Here is a 19391-nt window from a genome sequence, read left to right on the forward strand (position 1 = left end):
CAGGGTTCTTGCCGTTGCACGCCGCTCCGACGCAGGTCGGAGCGGCCGGCGGCCGACGCGGTGGGCACCGTCAGCAGGCCGGTGGCCAGGAGCGCACCGGCGCTGAGCGAGACGGCGATGATTCGGGTCCTCATGACATGCCCTTCCGAGGTGATGAGGGGTGGGTGGGGGGCGACGGACGCGTCCGTCGTGAACGCACGGGAAGCATCCGCGCGGCAGGGGTGCCCGAGGTAGGTCCGACGGCTGAGAGCAAGCGCTCCTGAACGCTTGCTCTCAGCCGCCGGACCGATTTCGCACAGGTGGCCGACGCCCCGGCCCCGCCCGTGCGATGCTGGCTCCATGACCTTGGAGGACCTGGTACGCCTGCGTCGCGCGCGGGACACGATGGACCGCGACTACGCGCAGCCGCTGGACGTTCCGGCGCTGGCCAACGTCGCCCTCATGTCCCCCGGACACTTCTCCCGCAGCTTCCGCGCCGCCTTCGGGGAGACCCCGTACAGCTACCTCATGACCCGCCGCGTCGAGCGGGCGAAGGCACTGCTCAGGCGGGGAGACCTCAGCGTCACGGAGGTCTGCTTCGAGGTCGGATGCACCTCGCTCGGGTCGTTCAGCTCGCGGTTCACCGAACTCGTCGGCGAGAGCCCGAGCGCGTACCGGGCCCGCCGCCACGAGGCCGGCGCGGCGATCCCGGCGTGCATCGCGAAAATTCATACGCGACCGATCAGAAACGGAGAAGCGGAATCGGCCACCGCCTCGTAGCGTCGGAGGCATGACCATCAAGCTCTCTCAGTGCTTCATCGCAGTCGACGACCACGACAAGGCGCTCGCGTTCTACCGCGACGTCCTCGGCATGGAGGTGCGCAACGACGTCGGGTTCGAGGGGATGCGCTGGGTGACCGTCGGCTCACCCGAGCAGCCAGACGTGGAGATCGTCCTCGAACCTCCGCTCGCCAACCCCAACGCCTCCCCGACGGACAAGCAGCAGATGGCGGAACTGCTGGCCAAGGGCATGCTGCGCGGGGTGATCTTCTCCACCGACGACGTCGACGCGACCTTCGAGCGCATCCAGGCAGCCGGCGGGGAGGTGTTGCAGGAGCCGATCGACCAGCCGTACGGCGTCCGCGACTGCGCCTTCCGCGACCCGGCCGGCAACATGCTCCGCTTCAACCAGCCGAAGCGGTGAGACCGCAGGCAACAGGGTCCGGACCAGCGAAACCGACGGGGACCGCGCACGCGGTCCCCGCCCGAACGACGGAGAGACGATGAGCAAGGCCACGGGGACGGGGACGGGGGCGCGGTCGTCCGCGCCGCACGGTGCCGACAGCCACGATGTGATCCGCGTGCACGGCGCGCGCGAGAACAACCTCAAGGACGTCAGCATCGAGATCCCGAAGCGCCGGCTCACGGTGTTCACCGGGGTCTCCGGCTCGGGCAAGAGCTCGCTCGTGTTCAACACGATCGCCGCGGAGTCCCAGCGGCTGATCAACGAGACGTACAGCACCTTCGTCCAGGGCTTCATGCCGACGCTCGCCCGCCCCGAGGTCGACGTCCTCGACGGTCTGACGACCGTCATCACCGTCGACCAGCAGCGGATGGGCGCCGATCCCCGCTCCACGGTCGGCACCGCCACCGATGCCAACGCGATGCTGCGCATCCTCTTCAGCAGGCTCGGGAAGCCCCACATCGGCCCGCCCAGCGCATACTCCTTCAACACCGCCACGGTCCGGGCGAGCGGGGGGATCACCGTCGAACGCGGCGCCGCCAAGACCAAGACGGTGAAGGCGACCTACAACCGCACCGGCGGCATGTGCACGCACTGCGAAGGCCGCGGCAAGGTCTCCGACATCGACCTCACCCAGCTCTACGACGACTCCAAGTCCATCGCCGAGGGCGCGTTCACCATCCCCGGCTGGAAGTCGGACAACGTGTGGACCGTGGGGATCTACGCCGAGTCGGGATTCCTCGACCCGAACAAGCCGATCCGCCGGTACACCAAGAAGGAGATGCAGGACTTCCTCTACCGCGAGCCGACCAAGGTGAAGGTCAACGGCGTCAACCTCACCTACGAGGGGCTGATCCCGAAGATCCAGAAGTCCTTCCTGTCCAAGGACAAGGAGGCGATGCAGCCGCACATCCGGGCGTTCGTGGAGCGGGCGGTCACCTTCACCACCTGCCCAGAGTGCGACGGCACCCGGCTCAGCGAGGGGGCCCGGTCGTCGAAGATCAAGCGGATCAGCATCGCCGACGCCTGCGCGATGGAGATCAGGGACCTCGCCGAATGGGTCCGCGGTCTCGAGGAGCCGTCGGTGGCACCGCTGCTCTCCGCCCTGCAGCAGACCCTCGACTCCTTCGTCGAGATCGGCCTCGGCTACCTCGCCCTCGACCGGCCCGCGGGCACGCTGTCGGGCGGCGAGGCGCAGCGCGTCAAGATGATCCGCCACCTCGGCTCCGCGCTCACCGACGTCACCTACGTCTTCGACGAGCCCACGATCGGCCTGCACCCCCATGACATCCAGCGGATGAACGACCTGTTGCTGCGGCTGCGCGACAAGGGCAACACGGTCCTCGTGGTGGAGCACAAGCCCGAGGCGATCGCGATCGCCGACCACGTGGTCGACCTCGGCCCCGGCGCCGGGACGGCGGGCGGCACCGTCTGCTTCGAGGGCACCGTCGAGGACCTCCGGGCCGGCGACACGATCACCGGCCGCCATCTCGACGACCGGGCCACCCTCAAGGAGACGGTGCGCGAGCCCGCCGGCACCCTGGAGATCCGCGGCGCGACGGCGAACAACCTGCGGGACGTCGACGTCGACATCCCGCTCGGAGCACTGGTCGTCATCACGGGGGTCGCCGGCTCCGGCAAGAGTTCCCTCGTCCACGGGTCGATTCCCGCGCGCGAGCAGGTGGTGTCGGTCGACCAGACGCCGATCCGCGGCTCCAGGCGCAGCAACCCGGCGACCTACACCGGACTGCTCGACCCGATCCGCAAGGCGTTCGCCAAGGTCAACGGCGTGAAGCCGGCCCTGTTCAGCGCCAACTCCGAGGGTGCCTGCCCCACGTGCAACGGCGCCGGGGTCATCTACACCGACCTGGCGATGATGGCGGGCGTCGCCACCCCCTGCGAGGACTGCGAGGGGAAGCGGTTCCAGGCGGAGGTGCTGGAGTACAAGCTCGGCGGCCGCGACATCAGCGAGGTCCTCGCGATGTCCGTCAACGAGGCCGAGGAGTTCTTCGGCGCCGGCGAGGCGCACACGCCGGCCGCGCACAAGATCCTGGACCGGCTCGCCGACGTGGGCCTCGGGTACCTCACCCTCGGCCAGCCGCTCACCACGCTGTCCGGCGGCGAGCGGCAGCGGCTCAAGCTGGCCACCCACATGTCGGAGAAGGGCGGCGTCTACGTCCTCGACGAGCCGACGACCGGCCTCCACCTCGCCGACGTGGAGAACCTGCTCGGCCTGCTCGACCGGCTCGTCGACTCGGGCAAGTCCGTCATCGTGATCGAGCACCACCAGGCGGTCATGGCGCACGCCGACTGGATCATCGACCTCGGCCCCGGCGCCGGCCACGACGGCGGCAAGGTCGTCTTCGAGGGCACTCCCGCCGACCTCGTGGCCAAGCGCTCCACGCTCACCGGCGAGCACCTCGCGGCCTACGTCGGCGCCTGACCCCTGGCGGGCGTCGCACGCGCACCGCTACGGGGACTGCCCCGGCCGGATGTTCCGGCCGGGGCAGTCGTCGTACGCGTGCACGCGCCCGGCGGGTTACCAGAGCACGGGCAGGCGCTCCGGCAGGCGCTTCATGAAGCGGGTCCGCCAGACCAACTGGTCGATGGGGACGGCGAGCTGGAGGTTGGGCATCTTCTCCAGCAGGACCTCGATGGCGATCTCGGTGTGCCGCTTGCCGAGGGCGGTGGCGGGGCAGTAGTGCTGCCCGCCGCCGAAGGAGAGGTGCGTGCCGGCGTTCGCCCGGTCGATGTCGACGACGTGCGGGTCCGGGTACACGGCCGGGTCGGTGTTGGCGGCCTCGACCAGGACGAGCATCAGCTCGCCCTTCTTCACCTCGACGTCGCCGAGGGTGACGTCCTCCAGGGCGAGGCGGGGCAGCCCGTCGGCGATGGAGAGGTTGATGCGCAGGAGTTCGTCCACGGCGGCGGGGATCTTCTCCGGCGCCTCGCGCAACTGCTCCCACACCTCGGGGTGCTGGATGAGGGAGACGAGTGCCATCGTCAGGAAGCCCATGGTGGAGATGACACCGGCGCCGAAGAGCGTGACGCCGACCGTGGCCAGCATCTCGTCCGTCAGGTGGGCGTAGTCCGGGTCGTTGCGCAGGGCGGCGAGTTCGGAGATGAGCCCGGTGGTGGCGGGGTCGTCCAGGCGCTCGACCATGTAGGCCATGTCCCGGTCCCAGTTGAGCTTGGCACCGGTGACCGGGCAGGCCGAGTTCATGAAGGCGATGTCGAGGCTCGCGGCCAGGCGCGGGGCGTCGGCCTCCGGGATGCCGAGGATCCGGCAGTGGAGGCGCTCGGCGTACGGGTTGGCGAACTGGCCGCGCAGGTCGACCGGCGCCCCGTGGGTCAGCAGGCTGTCCACGAGCGAATTGGCCTCGGCGCGCATCCAGTCGATGAGGCCGTCGGTCTTGGGGTTGATCGCCTTGAGGACGGCCTTGCGAAGGCCGGCTCCGGTGATGTTGCCCATGTTGTTGACGACCTCGGGCGGGATCGTCAGGGCGTACTGGCGGGGCACGCCGGGAGCCGAGGTGTCCTTCAGGCTGAACCGGGGGTCCTCCAGGACCAGCTTGCACAGTTCATAGGAGGAGACGAGCCAGGCTTCGTCACCGGCTATCGTGCGGACCCGCTTCACGGGCTCGTTGCGGAGCTCCTCGATCTCACGGGGGAGCTGGTCGCCGCGCGCGGAGAACGGGAAGTCGAGCAGGGTGTCAGTGGGCATCGGGGTGTCCTTCGGCGGGCGTGATGATGGCGTGGCCCTGGTTGCGCGAGGCGCGCAGACCCGACCCGCGGGAGTAGAGCAGTTCCGCCATCGGCAGGAGCTGGTGGTAGCAGTTGAGCGAAGACGGCACGCCGAGGATGGCCGGCGTGTCGAGGAAGAGCGGCGCCTCGGCACAGACGTACTCGAGGCACACCTCGCGCTGCCGGGTGGTGGCGGACTTCCCGTCAAGGACCTTGGAGGAGAGGAATGCGTCGACCAGGGAGTTGCAGGTCTTGCGGAACTCCGGGTCGTTGTCGAGCAGGCTGTTCAGGTGGCTGTGCAGAGCGCGGTAGGCCGGGATGTCCGTGAGGGAGGACATCGGCCGGGCGCGCAGGCGGGTGCCGGTGGGGTCGGCTTCTGCGGCGGCGTTGTTCACCTTGGCGCGAACGCCCCGCAGATTCTTGACCGCCTTGCGTCGGGCCTCGTCCTCGCCGTAGCCGAGGGCCTCGTACATCTCCGCTACGTGCAGGTCGGTGTAAATGAGGTCGACCTGCTCGAAGTTGCGCATCCCCCATTGGGCGAGGTCGAGAACGCGCTGGGCGGAGAAATAGCTGTTGCCCGGAGAGATGCCTATGACGGCATGGTCGCCTTCGGTGCTGATCACCTGGCAATGCGGGGTGTACGGCCGGACTGTGAAGACTTCGGTCGCTGTCGTCAACAGGTGTCGGGTCCTTTGCGCCGCAAGTCCCGTGGGGCCCTGTGCCCCGGGTGTGGCGGCGACGTGAAGGAAGGTACCGCAACTCTGTGCGACCTTCCATCACTTCCTGTTGGTAACTCACCTGTCGGACAACACGGTTGTCTGGGGCATCTATTGAGTGGGCCGTGCGGGGCGAAGAGTTGGCGCTGAGTTCGCGCTGAGTTGGCGAATTCCGGGGGCCGTTGTGGCCGGGCCGGGGACGAGGCCGCCCGGATGGCCGCCGGTCCCTGTCCCCGGGCTTCGTGGACGCGTCGCCCCGTCGGTCAGAAGGTGCCCGCCCAGTCGACCAGCGGCATGGTCTCGAAGGCCGAGACGGACGTGGCCGCGGTCTCCCCGTTGTGGGAGCCGACCGTGTTGTCGCGTCCGGCGTTGAAGACGTCGTCCTGGACCACCTGGGTGATGGTGCTGCCGACGACGAACACGTACGTCGAGCCCGAGTCGGCGGCCGCGGGCGCGGCGGTGGCGAACAGACCCGCCCCGCCATGGAGGGCCGACACACGGCGATCGCCCTGAATGGCCCACGCCGGCGTGCTCTCCCCCCCCGGCGGATCGTCACGGTGGTCATCGCCCTGGCCCTGGGTGCGCTCCTCGCGCTCTCGCGTACCGTCGCCGGCAGTTCCCTGCCTCACCGCCCGCCGGCGCGCCCTCGCATCCGAGCCCGAGGCCCTCGGGCATCGCCGAACGCCGTACGGCCCCTCACTCCGGCGGCAGTTCGCGCAGTCGGCCCTCCGCGACGAAGGCGACGCCGCCCCCGACGCGCACGGAGCGGACCTCCTCGCCGAGACCGTCGGCGATGACCGTCATCTCGCTGGGGCGGCCGGTGAACCGGCCCTGACGCAGAAGGGCCGGCTCACCGGCGCCGATGCGGCCGTGGCGGCGCAGGTAGGCGGCTGCGCAGCCCGCGCCGCTGCCGGTCGCGACGTCTTCGAGGACCCCGTCGTTGTTCCAGTGCCGTCCCTCCAGGGCCGCGGCGTCCAGAAGGTAGGCGAACTGGGCGCCGATGCGGGCCAGGGGCCCGTCGAGGGGCGCGGTGACGCGGGCGCGGGCCAGCGCGTCGCCGCGTACGGGGAGCACCAGGTAGCGCAGGCCCGTGGAGACGACCTCCGGCGGCAGGCCGGGGTCCAGGTCCCCCGGTTCGAGCGCGAACAGGGCGGCGAGGCCGTGCGGGTCGGGGCGGCCGAGGAAGGCGGCGGAGCCCTGGTCGAGGAGGCTCGCGTACCGGCCCGGACCGCGCCGCTCGGTGGTGACCTCCACCGTCCGGGCCGGCAGCCGCAGGGTCCAGACCTCGCGGTCGGCAGCGCCGCGGAGGGCGTGCAGCACGGCACCGGCGCCGATGAGGGGATGACCGGCGAAGTCCAGTTCCCCGGTGAGGTCGAAGACACGGGCCCGCGCCCGCCGGGGGTGCGCGGGCGCGCCGTCCCGGAGCAGGAAGACGGACTCGAAGTGGCGCAGTTCGCGGGTGACGGCCTGCATCTGTCCGCCGGTCAGCGCATCCGCCTCGGGGAACACCGCGAGGCTGTTCCCGCTGTACGGGTGGCCGGTGAAGACGTCGACGTGGTGGTAGCGCACGGGGTCGCGGGCCGTCAGTGGGCGAAGGGCGGTTCGAAGCAGCCGCTCTCCATGTAGGGGCCGTTCGTCTTCACCTGGTAGTTGGTCTTCTGCACGAAGGCCGTCACACAGGCGTCGTCGTGGACCCGCAGCCCGACGCGGGTGCCCTCGGGGGTGACGTAGTGGTCGGCCTGGAAGCGCGGCTCCATCTCCCGCACGCTGAGCGTCCCGCCGAGCCGTTCGCCCTTCGGCCCGGTCTTCTCCTCCTCGTATCCGAGCGGCCGCAGGGCCGACCGCACGCTCTGGGGGTCCCACTTCCCCTCCTCCCAGAGCCGCTTGAGCACGGGCTCGATCCGGTCGGCCTCCCTCCGGGCGTCCTTCGCGCTGGCGGGGGACATCTCGCCGGAGCGGCGATGGGCGTTGTTGTCCCCGTAGTGCGGGGCGCCGTCGCCGGCTCCGGGCTCCACGTAGGGGGAGGCGCCCGGGGCACCGGGACTCGCACCGACGGCCGCACTCGGGCTCGCGGTCGGGAGCGCGCCCGGGGCGGCGGGTGCAGCGTCCGTGCCGCGGCGCTCGCCGCAGGCGGTCAGGGACAGGGCAGCGCTCAGGAGAAGAGCGGCCGCGGCGGAGCAGCGGCGCGGCCCGCGTATCGAATTGACCATGGGAGGACTCTGCCATGCCGGGCCGCGAAGCCGCCCTCCGCCACCACGGCCAGACCCCCTAGGCTTGGGTGGTGACCAGCGCAGGGCCCAGCCGCCGACGGGCGATCGCCGCCGGGCTCGGCGCCCTCGCCGGGGCACTGGCCGGCTGCTCGGGCGAGGCCGGACCGGTACGCAGGCTGCGGCTCGCGACGGGACCGGAGGGCGGGCCGTACAACGCCTTCGGGAAGGCCCTCGCCCAAGCCGTCGCCGCGAGCGGCCGGCCGCTCGAGATCGTGCCCGTCAGCACCGCGGCGAGCGTGGACAACCTCCGCCACCTCGACGGCGGCTCCGTGGAACTGGCGCTGGCGATGGCGGACGTGGCCGAGGATGCGGTACTCGGGCGCGAGTCGTTCTCCCGGCCGGCCGCGGTGACGGCACTGGCCCGGGTGTACGTGAACTACACGCACCTGCTCGTCCCTGCGGACGGGCCGGTACGCGCGGTCCAGGACCTCGCAGGGCGTCCGGTCGCGGCCGGCGCGGAGGGCTCGGGCGTACAGGTCGTGGCGGAACGGGTCCTGCGGGCGGCCGGTCTGAGCGGGGGCCCCGCGCCCGCCCGCGCACGGCGCCTGGGCCTCGCGGCCTCGGTCGGGGCGCTGCGCGAGGGCACGGTCGACGCGTTGTTCTGGTCCGGGGGCGTGCCCACACCGGCCCTGTCGGGGCTGGCGCGCGAGCTGCCGCTGCGCTTCCTGCCCCTCGACGGCTACGTGGGCGCGCTGCGGGAGCGGTACGCCCCCGCCTACTCGGCGGTCACCCTGCCGGCCGGGGTGTACGGGCTCGCGGAGCCGGTCGGGACCATCGGGGTCGGCAACTACCTCCTGGCCCGTGCGGACGTGGGGGAGGGCGCCGCGCGCGGGCTGCTCCACGTCGTGTTCGAGCAATGGCGTGACCTGCTGCGCGAGGTCACGGCGGGGGCGCGGCTGGAACCCCGGTTCGCCATCTCGACCGGGGAGGTGCCGCTCCACCCGGGGGCGGTCGCCTACTACCGGTCGGTCTACGGGTGAGCCGTCACGGGGCCGCGAGGCGGAGCTCGACGACCAGGCCGTGCGGCACGTTGCCGCGGACGTCCAGCCCTCCGCCGCTGCCGCGGGCGAGCTCGTCGGCGATGGCCAGTCCCAGGCCGCTGCCGCGCACGTTCTGGTGCGCTGGGGAGCGTGCGAAACGCCTGAGCAGCAGCTGCAGTTGGTCCTCCGGCGCGCCCGGGCCGTCGTCGGCGACCCGGACGACCGCGCTCCCGTCGGCCGCACGCGTGACGAACACCTCGACCCGGCCGTCACGCGGCACGAACTTGACGGCGTTGTCGAGGAGCGCGTCCAGGATCCGGCCGGCCGCGTCGGGCAGCGCCCGCGCCCGCAGTTCCTCGGGCAGGCCGGCGGCCGTCAGGCGCAGTCCCGCGGCGCGGAACACCGGGGTCCAGGCCGTCACCCGGTCCCGTACCGCCTGCGCCACGTCCTGGTCGCCCGGCTCCGCCGTGCCGGACTCCACCCGTGCCAGGGACAGCAGGCCGTCGAGGAGTTCCTCCAGGCGCTCCGCCTCGTCCAGGGCGCGGGCGTGCTCGGTGCGGCCGGGACCGGGAGCGATGTGCGGTTCCACGTTCTCCAGCTGCAGCACCAGGGTGGCCAGCGGGTTGCGCAGCTGGTGGGAGGCGTCGGCGACGAAGTCGCGCTGGCGGCCGATGGAGTCGGCCACGGCCTCCGCCATGGTGTTGAAGTGCTGCCGCAGGTGGCGCAGTTCCGGCGGCCCGGTGTCGGAGACGGCCCGCGCCTGGAGGCTGCCGGCGGTCAGCCGTTCCACCGCCCGGTCCAGATCGAGGAGCGGGCGCATCAGCCAGCGCGCGATCCCCGCCGCGACCAGGGCCGCCGCCGCGAAGGCGGCGACCGCCCCGGCGGCGATGAGCGCCCAGCGGACCGCCACGTCCCGGCGGGCGGCGTCGGTGGGGACGGCCAGCAGGACCGCCCCGCTGACCCGCTCGTCCCGGCCCACCGGTTCGGCGAGCACGACGGTCCTCGGGCCCCAGGGGCGCAGGGTGGGCAGCCGGTCGGTGGAGCGGCCGGTGAGGGCGCGACGACGGGCCTCCGCCGCCGCGGAAGGGGCCCTCGGGGCGGCGGAGGCGCGAGTGCCGGAGCCGCCGTCCGGGCCTGCTTCGCCCGAACCCATCCCCGTCCCCGTCCCCGTCCCTGTACCCGTTCCGGTTTCGGTGGCCGCGTCCGTGGCGGCCTGCGACGCGGGCCCCGAACCGGCCCGTGCGACGGTCTCTCCCGCCGTGTCGACCACCACCACGCCGGCTCCGTACAGCTCGGCGTAGCGGCCGATCTCGGCCGAAAGCTCCGCCCGGTCGGCGGCGGTGCGCATCCGGTCGGCGAGATCGGCGAACCGCACCGCCTCCGAACGCCGTTGCAGGAGCAGGTGCTCGGTGCGGCCGCGCGCGTAGGCGTCGGCCAGGGGGACGCAGAGCAGCAGGGCCGCGGCCCCCATGAGCACCATCAGCACGGCGAGGAGCCTGCGCCTCATCGCGGGCCGTCGCCGTCCGCGGGCGCGGTGGGGGACCCGAGCTGGTAGCCGAAACCGCGGACCGTGCGCACCAGGTGGGAGCGGCCGGTCTTGGCGCGGATCCCGGCCACGTGCACGTCCAGGGAGCGGGAGGCGGTGAGGAAGGCGTCCCCCCAGATCCGGTCCAGGATCACCTCGCGGGAATGCACCTCGCCCGGGCGGGCGGCGAGGAAGGCGAGGACGTCGAACTCACGGCGGGTCAGCCGCACTTCGGCGCCCGCCACGGTGACGGTGCGGCCCGCCAGGTCGACCTCGACGTCCCCGGTGCGGACCGGCCGGCCACCGGCGCCGGTGACGTCGGCGGGGTGGGCGGGGTGGGCGCCCGCCCGGCCGGGGTGGCTGTCCGTCCGCCGGCGTACCGTGTCGATACGGGCCATCAGCTCGGCCATCCGGAACGGCTTGACCACGTAGTCGTCGGCGCCCGCCCGCAGCCCCTGCACGATGTCGCGCTCCTCGCAGCGCGCGGTCACCACGATCAGGGGCGCGTCGCACACGGTCCGCAGCCGCCGCAGCAGTTCGAGCCCGTCGAGGTCGGGAAGGCCCAGGTCCAGCAGGACGAACTCGGCCTCGTGCACGTGCCGCAGGGCGTCCAGGGCCCGGCCCACCCGGCGCACCGTGTGCCCGCGCTGGGCGAGAGCGGTGCCGAGGGCCCGGGCCATCCGGTCGTCGTCCTCGACGAGAAGCGCGTGCATGGACAGTTCCCCCGCGACGTGTGACCCGGTCGCCTCAGCTTACGGGAGCCGCCGCCGGACGTCCCGGGGCTTCACCGGCGCCCGAACCGCTCCCGATGCCGGCACCGGCACCGGCGTCGGCATCGGCCTCGGCGCGGCTGAGTGCGGCGTTGCGGGTGTCCGGCATCAGCACGTACGTCACGAGGGAGACCAGGGCGCACCCGGAGACGTACCAGAAGAACATCTTCTCGTGGCCGCTGTTCTTGAACCACAGCGCCACGTACTCCGCCGTGCCGCCGAAGAGCGCGTTGGCGATCGCGTACGGCAGGGCCACGCCCAGGGCGCGCACCCGGGTCGGGAACAGCTCCGCCTTCACCGCCGCGTTGATCGACGTGTAGCCGGTGATGACGACCAAGGCCAGCAGGGACAGGCCGAGCGCGGACCAGTACGAGGACGCCGACCCGAGCGCGGTCATGATCGGGTACGTGCCGAGGGTGCAGCCCACCGCGAAGGTGATCAGCAGCGGACGTCGGCCGATCCGGTCGGACAGCATCCCGGCGAAGGGCTGCAGCACGGCGAAGAGGGTCAGAGCGGTGAAGCTGACCAGCGTGGCGGTCGTCTTCGGCATGCCCGCGCTGCCGACCAGGTACTTGGTGAGGTAGGTGGTGTAGGTGTAGTAGGCCACGGTGCCGCCGAGGGTGAGCGCCATGACGAGCCCCGCCTGCCGTCGGTAGAGCCACAGGGCCTTCAGCGTGCCGCGCGTGCTGTCGTCGTGGGCGTCCTCGCCCGACGACTCCTCCTTGAACGCGTCGGTCTCCTGGAGCCTGCGCCGCAGCCAGAAGACGACCACCGCGAACAACGCCCCGAGGACGAACGGGATCCGCCACCCCCAGCTCTCCAACTGGGCGGTGGTGAGGGTGTGCTGCATCGTGATCAGGATGCCCAGGCCGAGCAGCTGGCCGCAGGTCATCGACACGTACTGGAAGGAGGAGCCGAGGCCGCGCCGGTTGCGGGCCGACGCCTCGGTCAGATAGGTGGCGCTGGCCGCGTACTCGCCGCCGATGCTCATCCCCTGGAGCAGGCGGGCGAGCAGCAGCACCAGCGCGCCGAAGTAGCCGGCCTGGCCGTAGGTCGGGGCCACGGCGATCAGCAGGGCGGCCACCGACATCATGGTGACGGTGAGGGTGAGGGCGCTCTTGCGGCCGTGCCGGTCGGCGGCGCGGCCGAGGATCCACCCGCCGACGGGGCGCATCAGGAAGCCGACGGCGAAGATGCCCGCCGTGTTCATCAGCTGCGTGGTCGGATTGTCGCCGGGGAAGAAGGAGTCGGCGAAGTAGATCGCGAAGCTGGCGTAGACGAACCAGTCGTACCACTCGACCAGGTTGCCGAGCGACCCGCCGATCAGGGCGAGGCGGCGCTTCTTGCGCTCGTCCCCGGGCGGTGAAGCGGGCATGACGGCGGACGCGGACATGGCGGCTCCTGACGGAAGTCCCCGAGGGGAGAGGGAGGGATGCCCCGGTGGCGGGGAGTGTCCCGAGCATGGGACCGCCGTTCTGCCCGGACAAGCTCCGGCACGCAGATCTAACATTCTGCTAAGGAAGCCGCGCAGCTGCGGGGATTTCACGGCTCGGTCATGTGCACGTCATGTCCGCTCCATGGCGGCCACCCGCAGGTGGCCCACGGTGGTGGCGCCGGCCCGGGAGCACCCCCAGGGGACCGGACCGGAGCCAGGCCCCCACCCGAAACCGTGAGCAGGAGGCAGGATGAGCGTGATCAGGAGAAGGCGGACACCGGTCGTGGCAGTGGCGGCCCTCGTGGCCCTGGGAGTGGTCGCCGGGCCGGCGCACGCCCGCGGTGACCACGGCGCGGCGGCGTCGCTGCCGCAGGTGCAGGCCTCCCTGGAGACGCCCTCCCTGTTCGACGACGAGGCCGGCGGCAACGCGAACGCCGACGACCCCGCGATCTGGCGCAACGAGAAGGACCCGGACCGGAGCCTGGTGATCGCCACCGCCAAGGAGGGCGGCCTGCGGGTCTACGACCTGGACGGGCGCCAGGTGCAGTCCCTGCCGGCCCCGCCGCCGCCGAGGGCCGGCGACGCGCCCGGGCGTTTCAACAACGTCGACCTGATCACCGGGCTCCGCTTCCCCGGCGGCGCCCGTCACGACGTGGCCGTCGTCTCGGACCGGGGCCGCGACCAGCTGCGCGTCTACCGGATCGACCCCCGCCGGCCCTCCACGCCCCTGGTCGACGTCACCGACGAGTCGGCGGCCCCCCGCGTCTTCTCCGCAGATCAGGACGAGGTCAACGACCAGCGGACCGTCTACGGCCTGGCCGCGTACACCGACCGCCGCAGCGGCCGCTCCTTCGCGGTCACCAGCCGGCGCCACGCCACCGCCCTCGCACGCGCCGAACTCGTGCCCGACGCCCAGGGGAAGGTCGGCTACCGCACGGTCCGCACCACCTCGCTGCCCTCCACCTTCACCCTGCCCGACGGGAAGACGTGGACCCCGTGCGGTGAACCGGGCGAACTCCCGCAGATCGAGGGCATGGTCATCGATCCCGACACCGGCGACCTCTACGCGGGCCAGGAGGACGTCGGCATCTGGAAGCTGGAGGCCGACCTGCGTACCCCCGCCCGGCTGATCGAGAAGGTCCGCTCCTTCGGCGTGCCCGGCACCTGGAACCCCGGGACCGAGGAATGCGACGCGGGCGCGGACCCCGGCTTCGGCGGCCGGCACGTCTCCGCCGACGTGGAGGGACTGACCCTCTGGCGCGACCCGGAGCACCCCGGGCACGGCGGCTACCTGCTCGCCTCCAGCCAGGGCGACGACACCTTCGCCGTCTTCGAGCGGGAGCGCGGCAACGCGTACGTCCGGAGCTTCCGCATCACGGCCGGCACCAGGCCCGGTGCACCCGACGGTTCGCAGGAGTGCGACGGCGCCGCCGTCACCAGTGCACCGCTGGGCAAGAAGTTCCCGAACGGCCTGCTGGTCGTCCAGGACGGAGCCAACACCCCCGAGTCCACCGGTCCCGACGGGGAGGCCCGCACCGACACCGACTTCAAGTTCGTGGACCTGGGGCGCCTCGAACGCGCCGCGCGCCTCTGACCCGGGCCCGGGCAGGCCGGGCCCGGCCTGCCCGGGCCCGGCGGGACTGGACGGCGCCGCGTTCGCGCGGCTCGGTAGGATCGCGACCGCATACGACGGAAGGCGATCATGGCGGACAGTCCCCTCAGGCCCAGCTCGTTGATCAACACGGTCTACGGGGCGTTCCTGCGACGCCTCGGAGGCTGGATCTCCGTAGCCGACCTGGTCACCCTGATGTCCGAACTGGACGTCGACGGCCCGGCGGCGCGCTCGGCGATCTCCCGGCTCAAGAAGAAGGGCGTCCTCGAACCGGAGCGCCGGGGCGCCACCGGGTACCGGCTCAGCCCGGCCGCCCAGCCCGTCTTCGACGAGGGCGACCGGCGCATCTTCGGCAGCCTGGAACCGGCGAAGCTGAGCGACGGCTGGGCGATGGCCGTCTTCTCCGTGCCGGAGTCCGAGCGGTCGTACCGCTACCAGCTGCGCACCCGGCTGACCTGGCTCGGCTTCGGCAACATCGCCCCGGGCGTGTGGCTGGCGCCCGGCCGCCTCCTCGGAGACGCCCGCGACATGCTCGTCCGCCTCGGACTCAGCGACTACGTGCACCTGTTCGCCGCCGACTACGCCGCCTTCAGCGAGCTGCCCGAGACCGTCAGCTCCTGGTGGGACTTCCCGGCGATCGAGGAGCAGTACGCGGGCTTCACCCAGGCCTACGGACCCCTCGCCGCGCAGCTGACCGAGCAGCGCGACATCGACGGCGCCGAGGCCTTCCGCGCCTACGTACCGATGCTCACCCAGTGGCGCCGCCTGCCGTACCTCGACCCGGGCCTGCCCGCCGAACTGCTTCCCGCCGACTGGAACGCGGTCGCCGCACGGCAGATCTTCCAGCAGCTGAACGAGGTACTCGCCGCGCCCGGCCTGCGCCACGTACAGGAGATCACGGGCCTGGCGGAGGAGCCGCCGAGGCCCGAGAGGGGGTAGTCCGTCTAGACCGTTTCCTGCAGCCGGTCACCCGGCACGGCCACGGGCCCGGTCGCCTCCCCGGACGCACGATGGGCCGCCGTCGCCGCGAGGAGGGTGGGGAGGACGCGGACGGCGTGCTCGGCATACCCCCGGGGCGACGGGTGGACCCGGTCCGGGCCGAGGAGCTCGGCGGCCCGGATGCGGAAGTCGTCGACCGCCGACGCGGCGATGAGCGCGCCGAGCCGCGCGGCGGCGCGGGACTGCAGGCGCCCGAGCCTGCGGGCCCGGCGCGAGGCCGCCCAGCGGACCGGCGCGCGGAAACCCGGGGCGTTGCCGGGGTCGGGGCAGGGCATGACCACGACCTGCCGGCCGGCCGCACGCAACCGTTCGACCGCGCGCTCGAAATGGCGGGCGGCGCGGCCGATGGAGGTGGGGATCAGGGTGTCGTTGCTGCCGATGAACACCACGGCGATCTCGCGTTCGACGGTGCCGATGCGGTCCAGCTGGCGGTGCAACGCTGCGGTGGTGCTGCCGGACCTGGGCAGGACCCGCAGGTACACCGGGCAGCCGGTGGTCTCGGCCAGGGCGTGGGCCAGCCGGGCGCCGAGCGTCTCCTGGAACGCGATGTCGGCGGCGCTCGTGCCGGACCGGGCAGCGGGCGCGTGGGGGACGGTCGTGGTCATGCCGCTCCTGAAGGGGTCTGGCCGGTGCCCCGGGGAATGGGCGTACCGGATAACCGCACGGGCAGCATGATGAATTGACGGTTCATCATATTTCTGAAGGGGGGCTTGGGCTCGCCCAGCCGGGAGAGGTCGGTCCACGCGGAATCGATCTTCACGGAAAGTGATCATGACGTGGCGTGGAGTGATCATGCAAACCGGCTCACCCGAAAGGGTGCCCTATGCCGTCTTCGGGGCGGCGCGGATGCCCACGTACCCCACGGGGTGCCGTCGGGGGTGGCGACCTTCGCGCCGGCAGGTGCCGAGCAGCGGGGTGATGTCGACGGCCGGGGGCTGCGCGGCCTCCCGGCCGGGTCCTGCTCCGGGAGGCCCGCTTGCCCGGCCTCGCGCCCCTCAGCGCCCCGTCGACTGGTGCAGGCGCCGCCAGTAACCGGCGAGGTCGTCGACGGCGGAGGTGACCGAGTCCAGCCGCATCGTGGTGCGGGAACTGCGCTCGTAGCGCGCCCAGTTCGGAATGGGGCCGTGGTTGGGGTCGCCGGTGCGGATGAACGAGATCCAGGACGCGTGCATGGTCGAGGCCAGGCCGTCACGGACCCGGGGGTTCAGCCCGGCCAGGAACGGCGCCTGCGACCACTTGTCGAAGTTGTTGAACGAGAACGGCAGCTCCAGGCAGTGGGCCGCCCCCAGCTGGCCGTTCTGGGCGGGCGTCGGAAGGTCGAACTGGTACGCCCAGACCGGCCGCCCGCGGGCCGCTCGCCGCTCGGCCAGCGAGACCGCCGGCATGCGGAACAGGTCGTCGCCGACCAGGTCCATGAGGACGTCGACGGGGCGGGCGCCCGGCCGGGCCTCCTCGTACGCGGTGTATGCCTCGCCCGCCCGCGCTCCGAAGGTGTTCCGCACCCGCGCGAGCACCTGGTCCTTGGTCGCCCCGGTGTATTCCGGGTCGAGCGCGAAAGCGAAGTTGGCCTCCTCCCGGGTCCAGCCGATGAGGACGTCGACGTCCGCCCCGGGGCCGCTGAGCAGGAGGTCGGCCGGGTTGCGGTCCAGCGTCGCCTCGTCGATCACCGGCAGGTAGGGGGTCGACCAGTACCCCCATTGCCTGGTGTGGCCGAACATCCCGAAGGTGGCGGCGACCAGTTGGGGCCAGGGGACGGCCCTCAGCGCGGCCACGTCCGGCACTCCGACGATCTTGAGGAAGGCGGCGCTGCGCTGCAGCGACTCGGCCCGGGTGGGGATCTTCAGCCCGAGCGGCGGGCTCTGCAGGATGGCGCGCCGGAACAGCGGGCGCCCGGCGGGCCGGGCGCCGGCGAGCGCCGCCACCGAGAAGGCGCCGCCGGACTGCCCGGCGAGCGTGATGTCGTCCGGGTCGCCGCCGAACCTGGCGATGTTGTCCCGTACCCAGCGCAACGCGGCGAGCTGGTCGGTGAACCAGAAGTTCCCGCCGGCCCCGTCCTCGCCGAAGTAGAGGTACCCCAGCGGGCCCAGGCGGTAGTTGAGGGTCACGACGACGAGATCGCCGTTGCGCGCGAACGTCTCGCCGGAGTAGTTGGGCAGCGAACCGGAACCGGAGATGAAGCCGCCGCCGTGGATCCAGACCATCACGGGGCGCTTTCCGGCATCGGCCGCGGGGGTCCAGACGTTGAGCGTGAGGCAGTCCTCGCTGAACGGGGGCGCGCCGTGGTTGCCGAGCAGCCCGCCGCCCCCTTCCTGGTAGGGCTGCGGTGCGCTCGGGCCGAAGGCGGTCGCGTCGCGCGTTCCCTGCCATCCGGGATGCGGCTGGGCGGGCCGCCACCTGAGGGCGCCGACCGGCGGCGCCGCGTAGGGCACGCCCTTGAACACGGCGAGCCCTCCCTCGGTGACTCCGCGCAGCAGGCCCGCGGGCAGCTCCACGACGGGCGGGGGCTCGTTCGCCCGCGGGGCGGCCTGCGCCGAGTGAGCGCCCGGGAGGCCGCCCGGAAGGCCGGTGAGGAAGGCGGCGCCGGCCAGCACCCCGCTGTTCTTGAGGATTTTGCGGCGCGATGGATCGTCGGTCATGGTGCTTCACTCCCTGACGGATCGGGGGCCCGCTGCCCTAATGACATAGCGTGAATTTGACGAGGGTCAGTGCTACGGCATATGGGCGATCCGGGTCAAGGGGTGGAGCGCCCCCGTCGCGCAAATCTCGTGAACTATTGACGAGCGTCGTCAATGCGCGATAGACACGTGTCACCTCGACCCCGCACTCCTCTCCCGGGACCCCGTCGGGCACCCCCACTCCGCACCCCGTTCCGCACCACCATTCCGCACCCCATCGGCACCATCCGGTCCGCCAGGGCCGGGTCACAACGTACGGAGTCCCCATGGCAGGTCGGTTTCGCCCCGTAGGTCTGATCACCGCAGTCACCGGCCTCTTGCTGGCCACGGCATGCGGTGGTGCCAGCCTCGGCAACGGCGACGGCAGCAAGCAGAGCGGGCCCGTGAAGATCGGGCTCCTGGTCCCGCAGTCCGGGACCTACAAGGCGCTCGGCGACGACATGAAGCAGGGCTTCGAGCTCTACCTCGCACAGCACGGCGGCAGGCTCGGCGGCCGCGAGGTCCAGCTCGTGGTCGCGGACGAGGGGGAGACCGCCGACTCGGGCAAGGCGGCGGCCGAGAAGCTGGTCAAGCAGGACCGGGTCCTCGCGGTCAGCGGCGTGGTCAGCTCGGCCACCATCAACGGGGTCAAGGACCTCTTCGAGACCAGCAAGGTCCCACTCGTCGGCTCCAACGCCTCGCCCACGACCCTGACCGGGACCACGTACGTCTGGCGCACCTCCTACGTCAACGACGAGCCGGGCAAGGCACTGGGCCGGCACGTCGCCGAGAAGGCGGGCGGCCCGGTCTTCCTCATCGCCGCGGGCTACCAGGCGGGCAAGGACGAGATCGAGGGCTTCAAGTCCACCTTCCTGCCCGCGGGCGGCAAGATCGCGGGGGAGGAGGTCTACACCCCGTTCCCGGCCACCAAGAACTTCCAGCCCTACCTCTCGCAGATCGAGAACTCCGGCGCCAAGGCCGTCTTCTGCTTCTACGCCGGCGGCGCGGCCGTCGACTTCGTCAAGCAGTACCGGGACTTCGGCCTGGCCGGCAAGATCCCGCTCTACGCGCCCGGCTTCCTCACCGAGGGCGGCGTACTGAAGGGGCAGGGAGAGGCGGCCACCGGCATCCTCACCGCGCTCAACTACAGCGCCGACCTGGACAACGCCGCCAACAAGCAGTTCGCACCTGCCTACCGCACCGCCTACGGCGCCGACCCGACCACGTATGCAATGGCCTCCTGGGACGCGGCGCAGGTGCTCGACAAGGCGATCAAGGCGGCCGGCGGCGCCGTGACCCCGGAGACGGTCAACGCCGCCATCGCCACGGTGGGGGACATCGACAGCCCGCGCGGCACCTGGCGGTTCAACGGCGGCGGCACGCCCGTGCAGCCCTGGTACCTGCGGGAGGTCCGGCAGGGAGCCAACACCGTCGCGGGCGACCTCGGCCGGCTGGGCGGCTGAC

General features: G+C 72.1%; 18 protein-coding genes. 7 read left to right on the top strand and 11 right to left on the bottom strand.

Annotated features, from left to right (window positions below; all coding sequences use genetic code 11):
* The first annotated feature begins 339 nt into the window (after window positions 1–339).
* The 3 genes from PV721_RS09560 (at window position 340) to PV721_RS09570 (ending at window position 3665) form a co-directional block, all read left to right on the top strand.
* Window positions 340–759, top strand: coding sequence for a helix-turn-helix transcriptional regulator (locus tag PV721_RS09560; protein WP_319722427.1), 420 nt, complete (start codon window positions 340–342; stop codon window positions 757–759).
* Between the two features lie 10 nt (window positions 760–769).
* The gene (locus PV721_RS09565; RefSeq protein ID WP_030711955.1) at window positions 770–1183 is read left to right on the top strand and encodes a VOC family protein; all 414 of its coding nucleotides are present in this window, start codon (window positions 770–772) and stop codon (window positions 1181–1183) included.
* 79 nt (window positions 1184–1262) lie between these two features.
* On the top strand, window positions 1263–3665 hold the full coding sequence (locus tag PV721_RS09570) for an excinuclease ABC subunit UvrA (protein WP_319722428.1): 2403 nt from the start codon (window positions 1263–1265) through the stop codon (window positions 3663–3665).
* Window positions 3666–3761: 96 nt separating this feature from the next.
* On the opposite strand, the gene PV721_RS09575 is transcribed toward PV721_RS09570, so the two are convergent.
* From PV721_RS09575 to PV721_RS09595, 5 genes are all read right to left on the bottom strand, one after another.
* Window positions 3762–4946 (bottom strand): cytochrome P450, encoded by a 1185-nt coding sequence (locus tag PV721_RS09575; RefSeq protein ID WP_319722429.1) that lies wholly within the window; start codon window positions 4944–4946, stop codon window positions 3762–3764.
* The gene (locus PV721_RS09580; protein ID WP_319722430.1) at window positions 4936–5643 is read right to left on the bottom strand and encodes a tRNA-dependent cyclodipeptide synthase; all 708 of its coding nucleotides are present in this window, start codon (window positions 5641–5643) and stop codon (window positions 4936–4938) included. Before PV721_RS09580 ends, PV721_RS09575 begins: the two co-directional genes overlap by 11 nt.
* Window positions 5644–5945: 302 nt before the next feature.
* Window positions 5946–6179: a hypothetical protein gene (locus PV721_RS09585; protein WP_319722431.1), complete on the bottom strand. Its 234-nt coding sequence runs from the start codon at window positions 6177–6179 to the stop codon at window positions 5946–5948.
* A gap of 199 nt (window positions 6180–6378) precedes the next feature.
* Window positions 6379–7251 carry a PhzF family phenazine biosynthesis protein gene (locus PV721_RS09590; RefSeq protein WP_319722432.1) on the bottom strand — a complete coding sequence of 291 codons (873 nt, stop codon included), beginning with the start codon at window positions 7249–7251 and terminating at the stop codon, window positions 6379–6381.
* A gap of 14 nt (window positions 7252–7265) precedes the next feature.
* Window positions 7266–7892 (bottom strand): hypothetical protein, encoded by a 627-nt coding sequence (locus PV721_RS09595; RefSeq protein ID WP_319722433.1) that lies wholly within the window; start codon window positions 7890–7892, stop codon window positions 7266–7268.
* A gap of 71 nt (window positions 7893–7963) precedes the next feature.
* Between PV721_RS09595 and PV721_RS09600 the strand changes: the two genes are divergently transcribed.
* Window positions 7964–8932, top strand: coding sequence for a TAXI family TRAP transporter solute-binding subunit (locus PV721_RS09600; RefSeq protein WP_319722434.1), 969 nt, complete (start codon window positions 7964–7966; stop codon window positions 8930–8932).
* Window positions 8933–8936: 4 nt separating this feature from the next.
* Here the strand turns inward: PV721_RS09600 and PV721_RS09605 are convergent, their stop codons facing one another.
* From PV721_RS09605 to PV721_RS09615, 3 genes are read right to left on the bottom strand one after another with little or no spacing between them, the layout of a single operon-like run.
* Window positions 8937–10439 carry a HAMP domain-containing sensor histidine kinase gene (locus PV721_RS09605; RefSeq protein ID WP_319722435.1) on the bottom strand — a complete coding sequence of 501 codons (1503 nt, stop codon included), beginning with the start codon at window positions 10437–10439 and terminating at the stop codon, window positions 8937–8939.
* Window positions 10436–11170 carry a response regulator transcription factor gene (locus PV721_RS09610; RefSeq protein ID WP_319722436.1) on the bottom strand — a complete coding sequence of 245 codons (735 nt, stop codon included), beginning with the start codon at window positions 11168–11170 and terminating at the stop codon, window positions 10436–10438. The genes PV721_RS09605 and PV721_RS09610 overlap by 4 nt, the downstream gene beginning before the upstream one ends.
* Window positions 11171–11204: 34 nt before the next feature.
* The gene (locus PV721_RS09615; RefSeq protein ID WP_319722462.1) at window positions 11205–12602 is read right to left on the bottom strand and encodes an MFS transporter; all 1398 of its coding nucleotides are present in this window, start codon (window positions 12600–12602) and stop codon (window positions 11205–11207) included.
* A 310-nt stretch (window positions 12603–12912) separates the two neighbouring features.
* Between PV721_RS09615 and PV721_RS09620 the strand changes: the two genes are divergently transcribed.
* The gene (locus PV721_RS09620) at window positions 12913–14256 is read left to right on the top strand and encodes a phytase (RefSeq protein ID WP_319722437.1); all 1344 of its coding nucleotides are present in this window, start codon (window positions 12913–12915) and stop codon (window positions 14254–14256) included.
* A gap of 108 nt (window positions 14257–14364) precedes the next feature.
* Window positions 14365–15213 (top strand): PaaX family transcriptional regulator C-terminal domain-containing protein, encoded by an 849-nt coding sequence (locus PV721_RS09625; protein WP_319722438.1) that lies wholly within the window; start codon window positions 14365–14367, stop codon window positions 15211–15213.
* A 5-nt stretch (window positions 15214–15218) separates the two neighbouring features.
* Here PV721_RS09625 and PV721_RS09630 read toward each other — a convergent pair whose 3' ends face one another.
* The 3 genes from PV721_RS09630 to PV721_RS09640 all read right to left on the bottom strand — a co-directional run bounded on the left by PV721_RS09630 (window position 15219) and on the right by PV721_RS09640 (window position 17909).
* A complete protein-coding gene (locus tag PV721_RS09630; protein WP_319722439.1) occupies window positions 15219–15878 on the bottom strand; it encodes a GDSL-type esterase/lipase family protein in 660 nt (219 codons plus the stop codon).
* Window positions 15875–16033, bottom strand: a complete 159-nt coding sequence (locus PV721_RS09635) for a hypothetical protein (RefSeq protein WP_319722440.1) — start codon at window positions 16031–16033, stop codon at window positions 15875–15877. Before PV721_RS09635 ends, PV721_RS09630 begins: the two co-directional genes overlap by 4 nt.
* Window positions 16034–16268: 235 nt before the next feature.
* A complete protein-coding gene (locus PV721_RS09640; RefSeq protein ID WP_319722441.1) occupies window positions 16269–17909 on the bottom strand; it encodes a carboxylesterase/lipase family protein in 1641 nt (546 codons plus the stop codon).
* A gap of 305 nt (window positions 17910–18214) precedes the next feature.
* On the opposite strand from PV721_RS09640, the gene PV721_RS09645 reads away from it, so the two are divergent.
* Entirely contained in the window at window positions 18215–19390 is a 1176-nt protein-coding gene (locus PV721_RS09645; RefSeq protein ID WP_319722442.1) for an ABC transporter substrate-binding protein, read from the top strand.
* Window position 19391 lies beyond the last annotated feature (1 nt).

The organism is Streptomyces sp. MB09-01 (genome assembly GCF_033794505.1).
Classification (GTDB): Bacteria; Actinomycetota; Actinomycetes; order Streptomycetales; family Streptomycetaceae; genus Streptomyces.

Bases quoted from the DNA above. Each gene is read 5' to 3' on its own strand.
- PV721_RS09560 (WP_319722427.1), top strand. From the start codon at position 340: ATGACCTTGGAGGACCTGGTACGCCTGCGTCGCGCGCGGGACACGATG.
- PV721_RS09565 (WP_030711955.1), top strand. From the start codon at position 770: ATGACCATCAAGCTCTCTCAGTGCTTCATCGCAGTCGACGACCACGAC.
- PV721_RS09570 (WP_319722428.1), top strand. From the start codon at position 1,263: ATGAGCAAGGCCACGGGGACGGGGACGGGGGCGCGGTCGTCCGCGCCG.
- PV721_RS09575 (WP_319722429.1), bottom strand. From the start codon at position 4,946: ATGCCCACTGACACCCTGCTCGACTTCCCGTTCTCCGCGCGCGGCGAC.
- PV721_RS09595 (WP_319722433.1), bottom strand. From the start codon at position 7,892: ATGGTCAATTCGATACGCGGGCCGCGCCGCTGCTCCGCCGCGGCCGCT.
- PV721_RS09605 (WP_319722435.1), bottom strand. From the start codon at position 10,439: ATGAGGCGCAGGCTCCTCGCCGTGCTGATGGTGCTCATGGGGGCCGCG.
- PV721_RS09610 (WP_319722436.1), bottom strand. From the start codon at position 11,170: ATGCACGCGCTTCTCGTCGAGGACGACGACCGGATGGCCCGGGCCCTC.
- PV721_RS09615 (WP_319722462.1), bottom strand. From the start codon at position 12,602: ATGCCCGCTTCACCGCCCGGGGACGAGCGCAAGAAGCGCCGCCTCGCC.
- PV721_RS09620 (WP_319722437.1), top strand. From the start codon at position 12,913: ATGAGCGTGATCAGGAGAAGGCGGACACCGGTCGTGGCAGTGGCGGCC.
- PV721_RS09625 (WP_319722438.1), top strand. From the start codon at position 14,365: ATGGCGGACAGTCCCCTCAGGCCCAGCTCGTTGATCAACACGGTCTAC.
- PV721_RS09630 (WP_319722439.1), bottom strand. From the start codon at position 15,878: ATGACCACGACCGTCCCCCACGCGCCCGCTGCCCGGTCCGGCACGAGC.
- PV721_RS09640 (WP_319722441.1), bottom strand. From the start codon at position 17,909: ATGACCGACGATCCATCGCGCCGCAAAATCCTCAAGAACAGCGGGGTG.
- PV721_RS09645 (WP_319722442.1), top strand. From the start codon at position 18,215: ATGGCAGGTCGGTTTCGCCCCGTAGGTCTGATCACCGCAGTCACCGGC.